The 19,567-nt window shown below is 75.0% G+C and carries 15 protein-coding genes; 7 read left to right on the forward strand and 8 right to left on the reverse strand.

Annotated features, from left to right (window positions below):
* Nucleotides 1–55 precede the first annotated feature (55 nt).
* Nucleotides 56–949: a serine hydrolase domain-containing protein gene (locus BMX65_RS13610; RefSeq protein WP_239501865.1), complete on the forward strand. Its 894-nt coding sequence runs from the start codon at nt 56–58 to the stop codon at nt 947–949.
* A gap of 48 nt (nt 950–997) precedes the next feature.
* On the opposite strand, the gene BMX65_RS13615 is transcribed toward BMX65_RS13610, so the two are convergent.
* Nucleotides 998–1,912 (reverse strand): L,D-transpeptidase family protein, encoded by a 915-nt coding sequence (locus tag BMX65_RS13615; RefSeq protein WP_079171871.1) that lies wholly within the window; start codon nt 1,910–1,912, stop codon nt 998–1,000.
* 246 nt (nt 1,913–2,158) lie between these two features.
* On the reverse strand, nt 2,159–4,219 hold the full coding sequence (locus tag BMX65_RS13620) for a phosphocholine-specific phospholipase C (RefSeq protein WP_075000505.1): 2,061 nt from the start codon (nt 4,217–4,219) through the stop codon (nt 2,159–2,161).
* A gap of 435 nt (nt 4,220–4,654) precedes the next feature.
* Here BMX65_RS13620 and BMX65_RS13625 point away from each other — a divergent pair, with 435 nt between their 5' ends.
* The 3 genes from BMX65_RS13625 (at nt 4,655) to BMX65_RS13640 (ending at nt 9,175) form a co-directional block, all read left to right on the forward strand.
* Nucleotides 4,655–5,905, forward strand: a complete 1,251-nt coding sequence (locus BMX65_RS13625) for an FUSC family protein (RefSeq protein WP_075000506.1) — start codon at nt 4,655–4,657, stop codon at nt 5,903–5,905.
* A gap of 263 nt (nt 5,906–6,168) precedes the next feature.
* Nucleotides 6,169–7,422: a lycopene cyclase family protein gene (locus tag BMX65_RS13630; RefSeq protein WP_075000507.1), complete on the forward strand. Its 1,254-nt coding sequence runs from the start codon at nt 6,169–6,171 to the stop codon at nt 7,420–7,422.
* Between the two features lie 187 nt (nt 7,423–7,609).
* Nucleotides 7,610–9,175, forward strand: a complete 1,566-nt coding sequence (locus BMX65_RS13640) for an FAD-dependent oxidoreductase (RefSeq protein ID WP_075000509.1) — start codon at nt 7,610–7,612, stop codon at nt 9,173–9,175.
* An 11-nt stretch (nt 9,176–9,186) separates the two neighbouring features.
* On the opposite strand, the gene BMX65_RS13645 is transcribed toward BMX65_RS13640, so the two are convergent.
* From BMX65_RS13645 to BMX65_RS13670, 6 genes are all read right to left on the reverse strand, one after another.
* Nucleotides 9,187–10,218 (reverse strand): Rieske (2Fe-2S) protein, encoded by a 1,032-nt coding sequence (locus BMX65_RS13645; RefSeq protein ID WP_075000510.1) that lies wholly within the window; start codon nt 10,216–10,218, stop codon nt 9,187–9,189.
* Nucleotides 10,215–11,174, reverse strand: coding sequence for a phytoene/squalene synthase family protein (locus tag BMX65_RS13650; RefSeq protein WP_075000511.1), 960 nt, complete (start codon nt 11,172–11,174; stop codon nt 10,215–10,217). Before BMX65_RS13650 ends, BMX65_RS13645 begins: the two co-directional genes overlap by 4 nt.
* Nucleotides 11,171–12,730 carry a phytoene desaturase family protein gene (gene crtI, locus BMX65_RS13655; protein WP_177214264.1) on the reverse strand — a complete coding sequence of 520 codons (1,560 nt, stop codon included), beginning with the start codon at nt 12,728–12,730 and terminating at the stop codon, nt 11,171–11,173. The genes BMX65_RS13650 and crtI overlap by 4 nt, the downstream gene beginning before the upstream one ends.
* Nucleotides 12,731–13,256: 526 nt before the next feature.
* The gene (locus BMX65_RS13660) at nt 13,257–13,856 is read right to left on the reverse strand and encodes a phospholipase A2 (protein WP_239501864.1); all 600 of its coding nucleotides are present in this window, start codon (nt 13,854–13,856) and stop codon (nt 13,257–13,259) included.
* 345 nt (nt 13,857–14,201) lie between these two features.
* Nucleotides 14,202–14,444: a hypothetical protein gene (locus tag BMX65_RS13665; protein WP_075000513.1), complete on the reverse strand. Its 243-nt coding sequence runs from the start codon at nt 14,442–14,444 to the stop codon at nt 14,202–14,204.
* A gap of 386 nt (nt 14,445–14,830) precedes the next feature.
* Complete coding sequence (locus BMX65_RS13670; protein WP_239501863.1) at nt 14,831–15,790, reverse strand: ATP-dependent DNA ligase; 960 nt, start codon at nt 15,788–15,790, stop codon at nt 14,831–14,833.
* Between the two features lie 364 nt (nt 15,791–16,154).
* On the opposite strand from BMX65_RS13670, the gene tdh reads away from it, so the two are divergent.
* From tdh to BMX65_RS13685, 3 genes are all read left to right on the forward strand, one after another.
* Complete coding sequence (gene tdh / locus BMX65_RS13675) at nt 16,155–17,183, forward strand: L-threonine 3-dehydrogenase (RefSeq protein ID WP_075000515.1); 1,029 nt, start codon at nt 16,155–16,157, stop codon at nt 17,181–17,183.
* Between the two features lie 176 nt (nt 17,184–17,359).
* On the forward strand, nt 17,360–18,589 hold the full coding sequence (locus tag BMX65_RS13680) for a glycine C-acetyltransferase (RefSeq protein ID WP_075000516.1): 1,230 nt from the start codon (nt 17,360–17,362) through the stop codon (nt 18,587–18,589).
* On the forward strand, nt 18,586–19,485 hold the full coding sequence (locus BMX65_RS13685) for a LysR family transcriptional regulator (protein ID WP_075000517.1): 900 nt from the start codon (nt 18,586–18,588) through the stop codon (nt 19,483–19,485). The genes BMX65_RS13680 and BMX65_RS13685 overlap by 4 nt, the downstream gene beginning before the upstream one ends.
* The last annotated feature ends 82 nt before the right edge of the window (nt 19,486–19,567 follow it).

Below are 19,567 nucleotides of genomic sequence, written 5' to 3' on the forward strand. Positions count from 1 at the left end.
CGGAGCGCTGCGGGGCGGGAAGCGGTCGGCCGGCAGCGCCGGATACGGTTCAACCGTGGGCCACATATCCGATCTGATGACCCGACTGCTGTCCCGGCGTCGGCGTCCCCTTCCCGAGTGCGTCCTGCTTCCCGGGCAGGAGCCCCGGGTGCGCGACGGCCACGATTCCGGGGCCTTCGTGGAGTTGGGCTCCCTGACCAAGGTGCTCACCGGAACCGCGCTGGTCCGGATGGCCGGGGCCGGACTGCTGGAGGTGGACGCACCGGTGGAGCGGGTGCTGCCGCAGGCACCCGCTTCCGGCATCAGTCTCCGGCACCTGATGGAACACACCTCGGGTCTGCCTCGCCTGCCCCCGGGGCTCTCGGGCCCGCGCAGCGACCCGTACCGCGACTTCACCCCGGCCGCTCTCGACCAACTGCTCGAACGCCTCGACCGGCTCGGCGGGCGGCAGCCGGGGCAGGAGGAGTACTCGAACTTCGGGTACGCCGTACTGGGAGCCGCCCTGGCCGCGGCCGCCGGGACGCCGTACCCGGAGCTGGTACGGGAGCACGTCCTCGAACCGCTGGGCCTGGCCGACGAGGTGACCGCCGCCCCGCCGGCCGGGCGCACCCTGCGGGCCAGGACCCGGACCGGGGCCGAGCGGACCCCGTGGACCATGGACGGGGCGATCCTGCCCGCAGGCGGCATGTGGGGAACCCCTCGGGCGCTGGCCACGCTGGTCAGGGCCCTGCTGGTGGAACAGGTGCTCGGGGACCCCGCACCGTCCTGGCAGACGGCCGGGCGACTGCGCTGGCACAACGGCGCCACCCGGGACGCCTCCGCGTTCGCGGGCGCGTTCCCCGACACCGGGGAGTGGGTGGTGGTCCACCGGCTCGGTGGCGCGCCGGCCGACACCGACCGGCGGGGAGTCGGGCTGCTCTCCGCGGCCGGGCAGCCGGCCGCCGGCTAGGGTCCGCACCGGACCGCGACGCCCCGGGACCGCACGCGCCGCTCGGACTCATTCCGCGGGTTTGCGCCCCCAGATGCGGACGGTGTCGCCGACCCGCATCCAGTTCCAGAGGCGCTCGGCGTCGTCGTGGCGGAGGTTGACGCAGCCGTGCGAACCGGGCGAACTGTAGATGTTCTTGCGGGTGCCGTGCAGGGCCTGGCCCCCGCTGAAGTACTGGCTGAACGGCATCGGCTGGTGGTAGAGGGTCGAATAGTCGTCCCGCACCCGCCGCTGGATGGAGAACCGCCCGGTGCGCGTCTCGTACCCCGGTGCGCCGCTGCGCAGCGGCACCGCCTGGACGACGACCTTGTGGCCCTTGAGCAGCCACATCACCTGATGGGTCAGGTCTAGGCAGGCGACGCGCCCGCGTTCGGACGGGCAGTGGCCGTCGGCCAGCATCCGCTCGGGGTGCCCGGCCGCCCAGCGCGCGTACAGGGCGCGATAGGTGGCGGGTGAGGCACGGCCGTCCGCGGGGAGCACGCCCTCCCGCTCCTGGAAGTCCCGGATCGCGGCGCAGTCCTCTGGCGACTGCGTACCGTCCACCGGGAGTCCCAGATATCCCTCCACCTCGCGCTGCCGCGGACCGGTTCCGGTGGTGCACTCGCGCTGCGGTTCGGTCTCCGGCTCGGTCTCCGGCGGTTCGGTCTCCTGGGGTCCGGTCTCCGGCGCAGCGGACCCCTGCGGAGCGGACTCCGGCGGTGCGGACCCCCGAGGAGCGGACTCCGGCGGTGCGGACCCCCGAGGACCGGTCTCCTGCCCGGCGGGGCCGCCCGCCTCGGAGAGCGGATGCCCGGCAGCAGTGTTGCCCGGGGACGGGACGAGCGCCTGCGCCGGCGCGGCTTCGGCGAGGCCGAGCAGCAACAGCAGCGCGAGGGCGGGAGTGTGTGCTTTTCGTACGGATCGCGGGAATGTGTTCGCTGGCATGCACGGGGCTGTGCCCTGCCGACCGGGCAGGCAGCACGGAAGTCCGCCGAATCACCTGACCGCCGCACACCGTTTCCCCGCCGCCGCCCGGTCGCCTCCACCGGCCGGTCCCGGTCCCGGTCAGGTCCGCGCTCCGGTGCCGGTCCGGTCCCGTCCGCACTCCGGCCCGGTCCGCACTCCGGTCCGGTCCGCGCTCCGGCCCGGGTGGAGCACCGGGCCGGGTGCGCGGACGGGGGAACGCGGCTGTCAGTCGGTCAGAGTGGCCGGGTCGCTGACGCCCGCCTCGCCGGTCTCGACATGCCCGGCGAGCCGGCGCTCCCAGTCGGGGTCGGCCTCGCAGGTGACCGTGAGGTCGTACCAGCGCTTGCTCTCCCGCAACGGCACCCTGTGCACGATCTTGCCGCCCGCGCGTACCGTGTGCGTCTGCTCGGCACCGCCGTAGGCGTTGCTCACGGTCAGCGTGCGGTCGGTGTCCGCCGCGTTGGTGAGGGTCAGTTCGATGTCGCCGCTCTTGGCGAGGTGGCGCGCGCTCACCTCGCAGCCCGCCTGCTTGTCGGGGCCCTTGAAGGTGCGCAGGAAACCGTTCGGACCGTGCGCCGTCAGGTCGTAGCTGCCGCCGGAGTAGGCGCTGTTCCAGGTGTCGGACAGCTCCTTGCCCGCCTCGGTGCTGTAGGTCCAGGGGCCGTCGGTGCGGTTCGCGGAGGTGACGAGGAAGAAGGCGCCCGCCGACTTCCCGCCGCTGAAGGTGAGGGTGAACTTGCCCTCGGAGGTGCGGGCCGTGCCGTCCACCAGCGGTGCGTACGGCAGCGGGCGCGTGTGCCGCGAGCCGGCCTCCTGGCGGGGCAGCACCGGCTTGGCCGGCGGCTTGGGCACGTAGCTGTCGTGCCGTTCCCGGTCCGGCGGCTCGTAGGCGTCGGTGCTCGGCAGCTCAGCGGGGTCGGTGTCCTTGAGGGTGAAGTCGAACGCCGAGGTCAGGTCGCCGCACAGGGACCGGCGCCAGGGCGAGACGTGCGGCTCGTGCACCCCGAAGCGGCGCTCCATGAAGCGCAGGATGGAGGTGTGGTCGAACAGTTCGGAGCACACGTAGCCGCCGGTGCTCCAGGGCGAGACGACGAGCATCGGCACCCGCTGGCCGAAGCCGTAGGGGCCGGGGGCGTATCCGGAGAGGCCGCCGGTGTACTGGTCGAGGGCGGTGTCCGCGGTGGCGCGGCCCTGCGCCGCGGAGGCCGGCGGGTAGGGCGGCACGACGTGGTCGAAGTAGCCGTCGTTCTCGTCGTAGGTGATGAACAGCGCCGTCTTCGCCCAGACCTCCGGATTGGCGGTCAGCGCGTCCAGCACCTGGGAGATGTACCAGGCTCCGTAGTTGGCGGGGAAGTTGGGGTGCTCGGTGAACGCCTCGGGCGCGGCGATCCAGGAGATCTTCGGGAGCTTGCCCGCCTTGACGTCGGCCTTGAGGTGGTCGAAGAAGCCGTCGCCCTGCGTGGCGTCGGTACCGGTGCGGGCCTTGTCGTGGAGCGGGTCGCCGGGCCGGGCGTTGCGGTACGCGTCGAAGTAGAGCAGCGAGTTGTCACCGTAGTTGCCGCGGTAGGCGTCCTCGATCCAGCCCCAGTGGCCGTCCGCGTCGAGGCCGTCGCCGATGTCCTGGTAGATCTTCCAGGAGATGCCGGCCTCCTCCAGGCGTTCGGGGTAGGTGGTCCAGCCGTAGCCGGCCTCCTCGTTGCCCAGGACGGGGCCGCCTCCCTTGCCGTCGTTTCCGGCGTGCCCGCTCCACATGTAGTAGCGGTTGGGGTCGGTGGCGCCGATCATCGAGCAGTGGTAGGCGTCGCAGACGGTGAAAGCGTCGGCGAGCGCGTAGTGGAAGGGGATGTCCTTCCGGGTCAGATACGCCATGGTGCCGGTGCCCTTGGCGGGGATCCACTGGTCGTACCGGCCCTCGTTCCACGCCTGGTGGCCGCCCGCCCAGTCGTGGTTGAGGCCCGCGATGAACTGCATGCCGAGGTTCTCGGCGTCGGGGTGGTAGGGCAGTACGTCCTTGTGTCCGTCGGACTGCTGCCAGACCGTCCGCTTCCCGGTCGGTGCCGCCGGGCGCGGGTCGCCGAAGCCGCGCACCCCGCTCAGGGTGCCGAAGTAGTGGTCGAAGGACCTGTTCTCCTGCATCAGCACGACGATGTGCTCGACGTCGTCGATGGTGCCGGAACGGCGGGCTGCGGGGATGGCGGCGGCGCGCTCGATGCTGCCGGAGAGGGCCGAGAAGCCCGCGGTCGCGCCGGCTATCTGGAGGAACCGGCGCCGGTTGAGTTCTGGCATGGGTCTGCTGACCTCACAGGGCGAATCGGAATCGTCGGACCGGCAGAGTCTGTCAACAACGACGGCACCATGGAAGGCCACCTGTATGAACAAGTTGGCAACATCTGGAGATGCGGCGCGCAGTGACACCCCCTACCACCAGCAAAGACATGCGATAGCGGCGGGTCGACAACCGCAGCGCTGCGTTCCATTACCGTCGGAAGCCGCCGTCGTGACCACCGCCACACGCCGTCGGCCGGAATCCGGGGCACCCCGACACCCGCACGACAGGACGGGCCGGGCCCCGGTGCGGGACGCACCATGAGCCCTGGGGTGCGGGACGCACCATGAGCCCTGGGGTGCGGGACGCACCATGAGCCCTGGGGTGCGGGACGCACCATGAGCCCTGGGGTGCGGGACGCGGGACGCGGGACGGAGAGGCGAAGGAGACCATTGATGGCCGAGGAGCGGGACGAGTCCCCGGAGGGCGGCCGCGCGGCGGCGGAGTCCGGCAGGTGGGCGCGCGCGAGGCAGTGGCTGGACCGGGCGAAGGGGTCGGCCGGGTATGAACGGCAGACCCTGGAACTCATCGGCAAGAGCGCCCTGGCGGCCACCGCCGCCTGGTACGTCGCGCACAACCTGCTGGCCGCGCAGAGCCCCGCCTTCGCGCCCTTCTCCGCGGTCCTCATCATGCAGGTGACCATCTATCAGTCGCTGGTGCAGGCGCTGCGGTACGTCGCCGCGGTCTCCGCCGGAGTGATGGTGCAGGCGGCGCTGGGCTATCTGGCCGGGCCCGATCTGCTGACCTTCGTGCTGGTCGCGCTCATCGCCATGACCATCGGCCGGTGGCGGCGGCTGGGTTCCCAGGGCTCCCAGGTGGCGACGGCCGCGTTCTTCGCCTTCTCCACCTACGCCGCCGCCTCCGGAAACCTCGAACGCATCGAGGAGCTGGGCCAGATCCTGATGCTCGTCGGCATCGGCTGCGGAATCGGCGTGCTGATCAACGTCACCGTCGTGCCGCCGATGCGCTACCGGAGTGCCGAGTACGGGATCCGCGTCCTCGCCCACTCGCTGTGCGACCTGATGAGCGACATCGGCCCCGCGCTGCGCGAGGGCGAGCTGGACGACGAGCGCACCGGCCACTGGCGGCAGCGCGCCGCGACCCTGGGGCCGCTGGTGACACAGGCGCGCTCGGCGCTCGACACCGCCGTGGAGAGCAAGTACTACAACCCCCGGCAACTGCTGCCCGGACACCGGACGCAGCACGACTTCTCCGGCTATCAGGAACTGGTCGACGCACTGGAGCGGGTCACCCATCAGCTCACCTCGCTGACCCGGGCCCTGCACCAGTGGCCGGACGACGAGGACGGCCAGGACTGCCGCGGGTTCCTGGCGGACTACGCGGGGCTGCTGGAGGCGCTCTCCCGGATCACCCGCCAGTTCAGCGAGATCGACGAGCAGCACCTGCCGCGGCAGGCGAAGGAGCTGTGCCGGGCGGCGGAGGCGGCGCAGGAGAAGCGGACGGCGCTGGTCGAGGGGGTCCGGGAGTCCGCACTGCCGGCCGACGACCCGTCCCGCCCCTACGGCATCCTCCTCGCGGAGGCGACCCGGCTGATGGAGGAGGCCCAGCACTCCTGCGACATACTCCAGCACGCCGTCGACGAGGCGTCGCAGACCGGCGAACTCCGGGAGCGCGCGGAGCGGTGACCCGCGCCGGGACCGGGCCCCGGGTCCGGCGCGCCCCTCCCCCGGCGGCACGGCGGCGCCGGCTCCGCGCGTGACCGTCCCTGCGCCCGCGCCCCGGGGATCACGTTCCGAACCGCGTCCCGCAGCGCATCCGGCCGCTGCCCGGGACTGCATCCGGGTGGCGGCCTCCCGGCTCCGCCGACGCGGCGTACCGGCCCGGCGTCCCGGGACCCGCAGACTGAGCGCGACCGAAGGAGCCGGAAGCGGACGGACGACGGAACCTGGTGGAGTACGAGACGGATGTCGCCATCGTCGGTGCGGGCGCCGCGGGGCTGTCGCTGGCCTGGCGGCTGGCGGCCCGCCCGGCAGCGGGCGGCGGCCCCCGCGTCGTCCTCCTGGACGCGCCTCCCGGTCCCGTCCGGCCCCCCGAACGCACCTGGTGCTACTGGGAGGGGCCGGTGGGCGAGTACGACGGTGCGCTGGCGGCCCGCTGGGACCGGCTGCGGGTGCACGGCCCGGACGGTGAGGTGGTGGCGGGCAGCACCGCGCCGCTCTGCTACAAGATGCTGCGCTCCGGCTCCTTCGAGGAGTTCGTACGCGGCCGACTGGACTCCGCAGCCGGGGTGCGCCGGGCGGAGGCGCTGGTGCACGACGTGGTGGACGTACCGGGCGGCGCCGAGGTGCGCGGAGTCGCGGCGGACGGCGGAGCGCTCACCGTCCGGGCGCGCTGGGCCTTCGACTCCCGGCCCCCGCAGCGGCTGCCGCCCGCCCGGACGACGCTGCTGCAGCACTTCCGCGGCTGGCTGGTGCGCACCCGGCGGCCCGTCTTCGACCCGGTGGCGGCCGAACTGATGGACTTCCGCACTCCGCAGCCGACCCGCGGCCTCTCCTTCGGCTATGTGCTGCCCCTCGACCCGCACCGGGCGCTGGTGGAGTACACCGAGTTCTCCCCCGCCGTGCTGGACGACGCCGGGTACGAACGGGCGCTGCGCGGCTACACCGACCGGGTGCTCGGGCTGGGGGACTTCGAGGTGACCGGCGCCGAGCAGGGCGTCATCCCCATGACCGACGGACGGTTCGCGCGGCGGGCGGGCGCCTCGGTGTTCCGTGTCGGGACCGCGGGCGGCGCGACCCGGCCCGCGACCGGCTACACCTTCGCGGCGATCCAGCGCCAGACCCGGCGGATCGCCGCAGCACTGCGCGCGGGCCGCACCCCGCTGCCGCCGCGCGCCTACCCGCGCCGCGCCCTGGCGATGGACGCGGTGCTGCTGCGGGCGCTGGAGCGCGGCAGGGTGGACGGCGCCGCCTTCTTCACCGGGCTGTTCCGGCAGCTTCCCCCCGGCAGTCTGCTCCGCTTCCTGGACGGGGCGAGCGGCCCCGTCCAGGCGCTCGCCGTCGGACTCCGCACGCCGGTGGGGCCGATGCTGCGTACCGCGGCGGAGTTGCCCCGGCTGTCCCGTACCGCCCCTCCGGCGCCCGGCTTCCCGCCGGTTGCCCCCGTTCCGCCGCGAAAGCCGCCCCTGCGAGGTACCCCATGACGCTGCTGCGCACCACCGCGCTGCCCACCGCGTGCGACACGGGGGGACGGTCCGGCCGTCCGACGGCGGGTCAGAGACCGACCGGCACCCGGCTGCTGCCGGTGCCGGGCCGGGCGACCGGTGCGGTGCGCGCCTCCCTCGCCTGCACCGGACCTGTTGCGGCCGCGCCCCGCCATGGGGCCGCACGGTGAGCGCGGTGGCACAGCAGGGGCGCGACCGCAGGGCCCGGGTGCTGCCGGCCGCGCCGGGCCGGCCCGCGTTCGACCGGGCCGGGCCGGGCGGCACCGCCGCTCCGCGGGTCGCGGTGGTCGGCGGCGGAATCGCCGGACTCGCCGCCGCGACCGGACTGGCCGAACGGGGCGTGCGGGTCACGGTGTACGAACGCGAGCCGCAGCTCGGCGGACGGCTGGCCGGCTGGCCGGTGCGGCTGCGGGACGGTTCCCCGGCGACGATGAGCCGCGGCTTCCACGCCTTCTTCCGTCAGTACTACAACCTGCGCGGGCTGCTGCGGCGTATCGACCCGCTGCTCACCGGGCTGCGCGGGCTGCCCGACTACCCGCTCCAGCACAGCGGCGGCGCGCGCGACAGCTTCGCACACGTGCCCCGCACCCCTCCGTTCAGCGCCCTGGGGTTCGCCGCACTCAGCCCCACCTTCGGGCTGCGGGACCTGGCGGGCATGGCGCCGCGGGCCGCGCTGCCGCTGCTGGACGTGCGGGTCCCGGAGGTGTACGAGCGGTGGGACGGCACCGCGGCGCAGGAGCTGCTGACCGCGATCCGGTTCCCCGAGGCGGCGCGCGACCTGGCCTTCGAGGTGTTCTCGCGGAGCTTCTTCGCCGACCCCGGCGCACTGTCGGCCGCCGAGATGGCGCTGATGTTCCACATCTACTTCCTCGGTTCGAGCGAAGGGCTGCTCTTCGACGTCCCCGCCGAGCCGTATCCGCGGGCGCTGTGGGAGCCGCTGGGCGACTACCTGGAGAAGCTCGGTGTCCGGCTGCGCACCGGGGAGCCCGTGCTCGGGATCCGGCCGGAGGGCGGGGCGCGGATCGTGTCCACGGCCGCCGGCGAAGAGCACTGCGCGGCAGTCGTACTGGCGCTGGACACCGCCGGCCTGCGCACCGTGGTCGGCGCCTCCCCGCAACTGGCCGACACGGCATGGCGGGAGCGGGTGGCCCGGCTGCGCACCGCTCCGCCGTTCCTGGTCTCCCGGCTGTGGCTGGACCGCCCGGTGGCCCGGCGGCGGCCCGGGTTCCTGGGGACGAGCGGCTACGGGCCGCTGGACAACGTGAGCGTGCTGGAGCGCTGGGAGACGGAGGCGGCGCGCTGGGCGGCCCGCTCCGGTGGCTCGGTCGTCGAACTGCACGCCTATGCCGTGGACCCCGCGGCGGCGCGGCAGCCGCGGACGCGGGAGCAGGTGCAGGAGCGGCTGCGCGGCGAACTGGCCCGGGTCTACCCGGAGACGGCCGCGGCCCGGGTCCTGGACGCCTGTCACGAATGGCGCGCCGACTGCCCGCTCTTCCCGGTCGGCGGCTACCGCGACCGGCCGGCGGTGCGCACGCCCGACCCCCGCCTGATGGTGGCCGGGGACCTGGTCCGCACCGGGCTGCCGGTCGCCCTCATGGAGCGTGCGGCCACCAGCGGGCTCCTCGCCGCGAACGTCCTGCTGGCCCGCTGGGGGGTGCGGGGGCACCCGCTGCGGACGGTGCCGGACCGGGGCAGGTCGGCGCTGCTGCGGTCGTTGGCCCGGCTGGGCTGAGGCGGGAACCGTCAGCCGGGGAAGTGCCGGGTGCTGCGCAGTTGCCAGCGGCGCTCGGCGTAGGCGAGGTCGTCCCGCCACAGCCGGTCGGCACCGGCCCGCAGCAGCGCCCGGACCAGCGGTGCCCCGGCGCGCGCGAGGGCGAATCCGGGCCGCGGCGAGTGCGCCACGATCGCCTCGGTCACCAGAGTGCGGGGCTCGCCCGCGGTGTCGGCGGCCAGCGGGGTGGCGTGGGTCTCCACCACGGAGCCGCGCCCCTCCCCCTCGGTGAGGTGCATGACGACGGTGCGCGGTTCGGGTGCGGTGAAGACGGCGCGTACCGGCACCACGACGCGGCCGGCGACCTTGAAGGAGACGTCGACCACGAAGCCGTCCGCCGCCCCGCTGTGCGCCGCGGTCTCGTCCGCGACCGCTTCCGGGGCGCTCACCACCGTCAGGTCCACGAAGGAGTAGGGGTGGTACCAGGCGCCGTGCCACGGGTCGAGGCGGTTGGCGACGACGTCGTCGGGGGCGCAGCGTCCGACGGCGGTGAAGACGGCGTCCACCGAGCGGGCGGGGCGCGGCCGGGTCGGCACGACGGGCCGCTCGGTGGGCTCCTCGCCGCCGACCTCGTCGAGCCGGACCCATGCCAGCACCCCGTCGTCGTACGCCGGGTAGGGCGTCCAGCCCGCCGTCGGCCCGCCGTCGAAGGCCATCCCGTGCCAGTGGCAGACCAGCCGTCCGCACCGCACCCGGCTGTCCTTGAGCGGCGCGCCAAGATGCGGGCAGGCGCCCGCGCCCGCGCGGATCCGCCCCTGCGCGTCGTACCAGGCCACCACCTCGACTCCGGCGACGGTGCGGCCCAGCGGGCGTCCCCGGGTCAGGTCCCGGGCCGCGCCGAGCACGTACCAGTTGCCGGAGGGCCGCTTCTGGGCGCGCCGCAGCGCGTCCTCGATGAGACCGGGACGCGCTGCGCGCCAGGTGGGTCGCTGCCGCTCCCAGGGGACGGCGCGGCGGCGCAGGGCGAGGGGGAGGCGGCCGCGTGGGGACGCACCCTCGGTCATGACAACTCCCTCTGTCGGGGCCGGGACGTACGCAGGCGGGCGGCGGAGCTCCGGGCCAGCCCGTCGAGTGCCAGGGCCGCCCGGTGGCGGCGCGGGACGACGGCGCGGCGGTGCAGCACGTCGAATCCGCTGTCGACGACGGCCTCCAGGATGGCGCTGTAGAGCACGAAGGCGGTGCGGATGCAGGGCCGGGCGCGGGGATCGAGCATGGCGAGTCCGGGCCGGGCCTCGCGGTAGACCTGGCGGGTGAGGTCGAGGGCCGCGCGCAGCGCCGCTGTGATGCGGGGGTCGCGCTGCCCGGTGGCTCGGCTCCAGCGCAGCAGTTCGCGGTCGACGCCGTGTGCCGCCAGCAGGTCCTCCGGCAGGTAGACGCGGCCGCGGTCGAGGTCCTCGCCGACGTCGCGCACGAAGTTGGTCAACTGGAAGGCGACGCCCAGCGCCGCCGCGTGCGGCGCCGCCTCCGCCGGGGGGACGACGGTGCCGAGCACCGGGAGCATCTGCAGCCCGATGACGGCGGCGGAGCCGTGCATGTAGCGGCGCAGGTCGGCGTAGGTCGGATAGCCCGTGACCACCAGGTCGCTGCGCATGGAGGCCATGAAGTCGGTGAAGTGGCCGGGGCTGATGCGGTAGGTGGCGGCGGTGTGGGCGAGGGCGCGGACGACCGGCTGGCTGCTCTCACCCGTGCGCAGCGCACCGAGCAGCCGGGTCTCCAGTGCGTCGAGCACCGCGGCGCGTTCGGCGGGGGTGGCGTCGCTGCCCTGGTCGTCCACGATGTCGTCGGCCCAGCGGGCGAAGCCGTAGAGCGCGTGCACCGCGGGGCGCCGCTCCGGGGGCAGCAGCCGGGTGGCGAGGAAGTAGGTCTTGCCGTGCCGGGCGTTGAGCCGGCGGGAGAGCCGGTATGCCTCCCGGAGGCCGGGGTCGCGGATGGCCGCGGCGTCGAGTTCACGTTCCGTCATGTGCGGGTGTCCTTCGCAGGGGTCCGGCGCGGGAGAGCGGGAGCCGGGCGGGGGTTGCGTGCCGGGCGCGGCACCGGTCCGGTGAGGCGGGCGGCGGCCAGCTTTCCGGACAGCAGCACGGTCGGTACGCCGACGCCCGGGGTGGTGCCGCAGCCGGCCAGCACGGCGTTCCGGGTGCCGCGCACGAGGTTGCGGGGCCGGAAGGGGCCGGTCTGGGCCGCGGTGTGGGCGGCCGAGAAGGGTGTACCGGCGGCGAGCCCCTGCGCACTCCAGTCGGCGGGCGTGACCAGCACCTCTTCCTCCACTGCGGCGGCGATGCCGGTCAGGCCGCGCCGTTCCAGGTGGTCCAGCAGCGTGTCGCGGTACCGGGGCGCCAGGTCGCGCCACCGGCGGGCGTCGGGGCCGATGTCGGTGTTGGGGCAGGGCGCCAGCACGTAGTGCACATGCCGGCCGGGCGGTGCCAGCTCCGGGTCCGTGGCGGTCGGCCGCGTGACGAGCAGCGAGGGGTCGGTCATCAGGACGCCGTCCCGGGTGAGTTCGCGGAAGGTGCGCCGCCACGCGCTGCCGAACGAGAGCGTGTGGTGCCCCAGCCCGGACCAGGTGCGGTCGGTGCCCACGTGCAGGACGACCGCGGACGGCGCGTGCCGCAGCCGCAGTGGACGGCGCGGCCGGTGGCCGAGCAGCGCGTAGGACAGCGGCAGGTCGGGCGTGAGGACGACGGCGTCGCAGGGGATGCGCTCGGTCGCGGTGACGACGGCGGTGACGCGTTCGCCCGCGCGCTCCAGCCGGGTGACCGGCTGCCCGTAGCGCAGTTCGGCCCCCGCGTCGCGGGCCGCGGCCGCCATGGCGCCGGGCAGCGCGTGCATACCGCCGCGGGGGAACCAGACCCCCGCCACCGTGTCCATGTAGGCGATCACGGCGTACGCGGCCAGTGCGCGCTCGGGCGGCACGCCCGCGTACAGGGACTGGAAGGAGAAGACCCGGCGCAGCCGTTCGTCCGGCAGGTACCGCGCGATCCGCGCGTCCAGCCTGCCGAACCCGCCCAGCGCGGCGAGCCGGGCGAGGTCGGGGTGCAGGAGCTGGCGGGGCGAGTCGAAGTTGACGTCGATGAACCGCCGCATCTGCAGCCGGTAGAGCTCTCCCAGCCAGGCACGCAGCCGCCGGTAGCCGCGGGCGGCCCCGGCTCCGGCGAAGCGCTCCACCTCGGCCTCCATCGCCTCGGCGTCGCTGTGCACGTCCAGGTGGCTGCCGTCGGCGAACCGCGCCCGGTAGGCGGGGTGCAGCGGCACCAGCTCCAGCCGGTCGCGGAGCGAGTCGCCCACCGCGGCGAACGCCTCCTCGACCAGGTCGGGCATGGTCAGCACGGTGGGCCCGGTGTCGAACCGGTAGCCGGACCGCTCCACCCGGCCGGCGCGACCGCCCGGCTGGAGGCCGCTCTCCACCACGGTCACCCGGCGCCCCGCACCGAGCAGATGGAGCGCCGCGGACAGCCCGGCCAGCCCGGCGCCGACCACGACCACGTGGTCGGCGTGCCCTCGTGCGGCCGCGATCGTCACAGGACGCCCGGGAAGCGGAGGGCGGCCGCGGGCAGCGGTGCGGCACCGGGGTGCGCGAGGGGGTGAGGCCGGGTCACGGGGTCCTCCCTGGCTGTTCGTCGGCGGGCCCGGAAGCCGGCCGGGCGCCCGGCGGAACGCGGGACCGCGCCACCGCGGTGCCACGGGTGCGCGACCGGTGCCGTCAGCTCAGTCGAGCACGGCACCCGCACGGCGCCCGTGCGACCGCGCCGCGCTCCGCTCCGCCGCGGTGCGGGATCACCCGGGCAGCGGCGGCCGGAGCGGGCGGCGCGCGGAACGGTCGCGGGGCGGAGGGCGAGGGCGGCCCCGGGGGCGGCGGTGCGGCGGTGCCGCCTCGGGTCTCGTTCGGTGGCGCCGCACCTGCCGGCCCCGGAGGCGGCGCGGCGCGGGCCGCCGGGGGTCGCCGGGAGGGCACGGCAGGGCGGGGCGCCGCTGTCCGCCGCGCGGTGAGGCAGGCCGCGAGAGGTCAGGCCACGCGGGGTGGCGGTCGCCGCGCCCGGGACGCGCGCTAGAAGAAGGCTTTGTCGCCGCCGATCCGCACCCCGGCGTAGTAGGTGTCGGCCGCGCGCCGGCAGTTGCGCCGGCGTCCCGCGGTCGAGTACCGGTCGTCGCAGATGCGCCGCATCTCGGTGCGGAACCGGCTGTCGATCCAGTTCTTCGTGGCGCGGGTGGGGTCCAGCTTCAGTGCGTGGTTGCCGCCGTAGTTGCGGTACCCGAAGTCGTGCTGGACGCAGGCGGGGCGGAAGACCTCGCTGTAGGGGAGCAAGCCGGTCGGCACGGAGCAGCCGTCGGTGGTCCAGTCGAACGGCGGTGTGTGGCGAGCCACCGCGAACTGCCGGTAGGTCAGCTCCATCAGCCGGTCGGCCTCGGCCCGTACTGCGGGGTCGGCCGGGGGCGTCCGGGTCGCCGGGCCGGTCGGACGGACCGCGTGCAGGGGTGCGGGGAGGACGGCCGCCGGTGCCCCGCTCGGCGACCGGACCGCCGAACTGCCGGTGGCGGACCGTGCGGGAGCGGCGGCCGCGGCGGTACCCGGCGCGACGAGGGCGCCCAGCAGCACGGACACCGTGAGCACTCCGGTCGGGACGGCGGACAGCATCCTTGCGCGCATCGTGACTCCCGGTCTCGGCTCTCGGCGCTCCGTCCTGGAAACGAGCGGGCCGGGGACCGGTGCGCCTGCCTCCCTCCCGCGAGTGACGGCGGGCCGCCGTTCGCCTGCGGGCCGGGCCGTCCGGCGCGGTCCTTCGGCGGAGGCGGCGGGCTGCGGGCAGCGGGCAGCGGGCAGCGGGCAGCGGGCAGCGGGCAGCGGGCAGCGGCGTACGACGACCTCGGGCCGCAGTCCCCTGCCCCGGCGGATGCTCCGCGGGCCTCGCCTGACGGCGGACCAGAAGCAGCGTCCCGGCACGGCCGGACCGCCCGACCCCGCGGGGTCGGGCGGTCCGGTGCGGGGCAGGCGTCAGAGGATGCCGAGCAGTCCGAGCCCCAGGAGGCCCTCGCGGTCGCCGAGCTTCACCAGCCGGGGGCCTTCCTGACCGCGGCGGGCGTCGTGGCGCTCGGCGTGCGAAGCCGGGGCGGCCGCGGTGGTTCCGCGGTCGGCGGCCGGTGCCGCCTGGGCGACCCCGCACAGCGGGACCAAGGCGGTCACCGTGAGCGCTGCGAGGGTGGTCGCGGTGCGGGGCAGGCGGGGAAAGCGGTGCATGGGGACTCCTTCTGTTCGGCCGAGCCGTGTCCGGCGCTTCGGGGCGCAGGCGGTCTTCGGGGGGACGGTCTTCGCTCTCCTGCTCCCGGCCGGAGGTTCCCCGGGTCCGCATGTCCGGCGGATCACCGCCGCGGCGCGTGCGCGGACCGGGGCACCACCCGGCCGGGAGCCGGGAGCACTTCGGCGGCCGAGACCAGGGCGCCGGGTCGGGCTCGGGGGACGGCCTGGCAGCGGTCGCTGACTCCCACGCTGCACCGGACGGCCGCACCGTGCGCGCGGTGTTGAGCCGGACAGGGCACGAGGGGACCTTCCCGGACCACGCACCCGCCGGCGGCCGCACCGGATCCCGGTCGGCCCCCGGAGCGGGGGCACGCGCCCGCGCCGGTTCAGTCGGCGGGACCGGAGGGGAAGCGCGGAACGTCTCCGGGCGCGGTGTCGCGGAGCAGTCGGCGGACCTGCACCGGGTGGCGCCAGCGGCCCTCGTCGAAGGCCACGTCCGCCTCGAACTCGACGACCGCTTCGGGGACCACGCAGCGGTGCGCGAGCAGGTCCCGGGTGCCCCAACCGGACCGGAACCGGGCGTGCTCCCAGGGATGGCCGGGGCCGGCCGGGTCGAGCAGCCGGCCGATCTCCCGGCGCAGCGCGGAGGTGACGGGGGTGCTCTGCGCCACCATCCGCAGCACTCCGTCCGCGTCGTAGCGGCCCAGCAGCAGCACATCGGGCGAGGTCTCGGGGCCGGTGACGGCGCCGACCACGGCCTCGGTGGTGGCACGGGCCCGCAGCTTGCGCCAGCCGCGCTCGCCCGGGCGGTAGGGCTGCCCCAGCCCCTTGACGACCATGCCCTCGACGCCGACCGCGCCCCAGGCCGGGTCGAGCCACTCGCGGGCCCGGTCCGGGTCGGTGGTCATCGGGCACAACGCCCAGGGCGGCTGCAGGTCGCGGCGGGTGAAGATCTCCTCCAGCAGGGCGCGGCGCTCCCGGTAGGGGCGGCCCATGGTCACCTCGTCGCCGAGCTGCAGCAGGTCGAAGGCGATGAAGTGGGCCGGGTGCGCCGCGGCCGCGGCCTCGGCACGCGGTCCGGTGCGTCGGGCCCGGGACTGGAGCACGGCGAAGTCGACCGCGCCGTCCTCGATCACCACCAGTTCCCCGTCCAGGACCGCCTCCTCGCCGAGGTCGGCGGCGGCCCGCAGGATGTCGGGGAATCCGGGGCCGAGGTCGTTCCCGCGGCGGGACTGGAGGCGGGGGGCCTCGGCGCGGGCGAAGAGCAGCACCCGGTAGCCGTCCCACTTGGCCTCGTAGGCGAGGCCCCCGGCGCGGGGCACCGCCGCCACCGTGCGGGCCGTCATCGGGGCCAGGGGCGGGACGAGGCGCATGTCACCGGAGGCGCGGCAGGCGGCGCGCGGGGTTGTCGGCCATGAGCCACGTATAACCCGGGCGTCCGCGCCCCGCGACCGCGCGCGGGCCGGGGCGAGCGGCCTCCGGGATCCCCCGGGCGGCCCGGGGGCGGAGCGGTGCGGGCCGCCGGAGCGGGGTGTGAAGGGAAGCTGCGGGTGCGGTTAAGAAATCCTCGATGGACCCGGGGGCCGCCGTACGGCACATTCGTCCCGGCGGTGCGTGCGCAGCGGCACCGCTTTCCACCCCCGCTCCAGGGCACAGGGCCGGTCGGCCCTGCTTCGCCCTGCCGTGGCGCGAGACGACAGGAGCCGTGGCGTGAAGGCGCTGGTCAAGGAGAAGGCCGAACCGGGACTGTGGCTGGCCGACGTGCCGGAGCCGGAGACCGGGCCCGGCGAGGTGCTGATCCAGGTGGAGCGCACCGGGATCTGCGGCACCGATCTGCACATCCGCGCCTGGGACGGCTGGGCCCAGCAGGCGGTGTCCGCGCCGCTGGTGGTGGGGCACGAGTTCACGGGTGAGGTCGTGGAGACCGGCCGGGACGTGACCGGCATCAAGCCCGGCGACCGGGTGAGCGGGGAGGGGCATCTGGTCTGCGGCACCTGCCGCAACTGCCTGGCCGGCCGGCGGCACCTGTGCCGGGCCACGGTCGGGCTCGGGGTGGGCCGCGACGGCGCCTTCGCCCAGTATGTGGCGCTGCCCGCGGAGAACGTGTGGGTGCACCGCACGCCGGTGGACCCGGACATCGCCGCGATCTTCGACCCGTTCGGCAACGCCGTGCACACCGCGCTCTCCTTCCCGCTGGTCGGCGAGGACGTGCTGATCACGGGTGCGGGGCCGATCGGTCTGATGGCGGTGGCCGTCGCCCGGCACGCGGGGGCGCGGAACGTCGTGGTCACCGACGTCAGCGAGGAGCGCCTGGAGCTGGCCCGCACCGTGGGTGCCTCGCTGGCGCTGAACGTCTCCGGCGCGAGCATCGCCGACGGCCAGCGGGCGCTGGGGCTGCGCGAGGGCTTCGACGTCGGCCTGGAGATGTCGGGCAACCCGGTGGCACTGCGCGACATGCTGGCCAACATGACCCACGGCGGGAAGATCGCGATGCTCGGTCTGCCCGCCGAGGAGTTCGCGGTGGACTGGGCCCGGATCGTCACCTCCATGATCACGCTGAAGGGCATCTACGGCCGGGAGATGTTCGAGACCTGGTACGCGATGTCGGTGCTGCTGGAGGGCGGTCTCGACCTCGCTCCGGTGATCACCGGCCGGTACGGCTACCGCGACCACGAGGCCGCCTTCGCCGACGCGGCCCGGGGGCGCGGCGGCAAGGTCATCCTCGACTGGACGGCCTGAGTCACCGCCTTCCCCTCCGGTCCGCGTCCGCCCGTCCCGTCTGTCCCTCCCGCCTCCCGGGCCTTGTAGCCCTCGTCCTTCCCCGTCCCGCGGTCCTGTGCCGGGCGCCGGGCGCCACGGCGCAACCGTGCACCGTCCCCCGGCACCGCCGCACCGCCGACCCTTGGAGAACTCGCATGTTCGACTCCGTACGCGACCAGTTGCGCGCCACCCTCGAAGAGATCACCGCCGCCGGACTGCACAAGCCGGAGCGGGTCATCGGCACGCCCCAGTCGGCCGGCGTCCGGGTCACCGGCGGCGGCGCCCCGGAGCAGCAGGGGGAGGCGGTCCTCAACTTCTGCGCCAACAACTACCTGGGCCTGGCCGACCATCCCGAGGTGATCGCCGCCGCGCACGCGGCGCTGGACCGGTGGGGCTACGGGATGGCCTCGGTCCGCTTCATCTGCGGCACCCAGGAGGTGCACAAGGAGCTGGAGGAGCGGCTCTCGGCCTTCCTGGGCCAGGAGGACACGATCCTCTACTCGTCCTGCTTCGACGCGAACGGCGGCGTGTTCGAGACGCTGCTCGGCGCGGAGGACGCCGTCATCTCCGACGCCCTCAACCACGCCTCCATCATCGACGGCATCCGGCTCTCCAAGGCACGCCGCTTCCGCTACGCGAACCGCGACATGGCGGATCTGGAGCAGCAGCTCAAGCAGGCGCAGGACGCGCGGCGGCGGCTGATCGTCACCGACGGCGTCTTCTCGATGGACGGCTATCTGGCGCCGCTGCCGGAGATCTGCGATCTGGCCGAGCGCTACGACGCGATGGTGATGGTCGACGACTCGCACGCGGTCGGGTTCGTCGGGGCCGGGGGACGCGGCACGCCCGAGCTGCACGGTGTCATGGACCGGGTGGACATCATCACCGGCACTCTCGGCAAGGCGCTGGGAGGCGCTTCGGGCGGCTATGTGGCGGCTCACGCGGAGATCGTCGCGCTGCTGCGCCAGCGTTCGCGCCCCTATCTGTTCTCCAACAGCCTGGCCCCGGTGATCGCGGCGGCCTCGCTGAAGGTCCTCGACCTGCTGGAGTCCGCCGGTGACCTGCGAGAGAAGCTGGACGCCAACACGGAGCTGTTCCGCCGCGGGATGACCGAGCAGGGCTTCGAGATCCTCCCGGGCTCGCACGCGATCGTGCCCGTCATGATCGGTGACGCGGCCGAGGCAGCCCGCATGGCCGAGCTGCTGCTGGAGCGCGGCGTGTACGTGATCGGCTTCTCCTATCCGGTGGTGCCCCAGGGGCAGGCCCGGATCCGGGTGCAGCTCTCGGCGGCGCACTCCACCGAGGACGTCGAGCGGGCGGTTGCCGCGTTTGCCGCATCCCGGGCAGAGCTCGCGGGGGCTGCTGGGGGACAATCACTCACGTGATCGAAGCGCGGCGGCTGCACATCCTCCGTGCGGTGGCCGACCACCGCACGGTGACCGCTGCTGCCGCCGCGCTCTATCTGACCCCCTCCGCGGTGTCCCAGCAGCTCAGCGCACTGGAGCAGGAGACCGGCCACCGGCTGGTCGAGCGCGGCACCAAGGGGGTGCGGCTCACCCCGGCCGGAGAGATCCTGCTCTCGCACACCCATCGGGTGCTGGCCCAGCTGGAGCGCGCCGAGGCGGAGCTGGCCGCCTACGGGTCGGGGGCGGCGGGCCGGGTGGACCTGGCCTCCTTCGCCACCGGTATCGGGCTGGTCGTGGCGCCCGCGCTGGCCCGGCTGGCTCGCACGGCGCCCGGCATCCGGGTGCGGGTCCAGGACGCGGAGGGGGACGCCAGCCTGCCCATGGTGCTGGACCGGGAGACCGACGTGGCGGTGGCCGTCGAGTACCGGGGCGCGCCGAGCGCGGACGACCCCCGGCTGACCCGGGTGCCGCTGTACGCGGAACCCTTCGACGCCGTCGTACCGCGCGGGCACCGGCTGGCCGGCGCCGACCGGGTGCCGCTGGGCGAACTGGCCAAGGACACCTGGATCGGCCCGTTCCCCGGCAACCCGTGCCACGACGTGGTCGTGCTCGCCTGCGAGAACGCGGGCTTCGAGCCCGCCATGGAGCACTACTCCGACGACTTCAGCGCCGTCGTGGCGCTCGCCTCAGCGGGGGCCGGGGTGGCCCTGGTGCCGCGGTCGGCACTGCTGGGCACCCCGGCGGGCGGAGTCGCGGTGCATCCGGTGGACGGCAGCGCCCCCACCCGGCGGGTGTTCGCGGCCGTACGCCGGGGCGCGGAGGAGCACCCGCTGATCAGCCCGGTGCTGGCGGCACTGACCGAAGCGGCGGGGTAGCCCGCACCGCCCCCTCCGCCGCCGGGTCCGGCCCGCCGGCCGGTCCGGCCCGTCCCCGCGCACGGTCCGCTCAGGAGGACTG

Origin of the sequence: Streptomyces qinglanensis, from assembly GCF_900111245.1 — a bacterium.
Lineage (GTDB): Bacteria > Actinomycetota > Actinomycetes > Streptomycetales > Streptomycetaceae > Streptomyces > Streptomyces qinglanensis.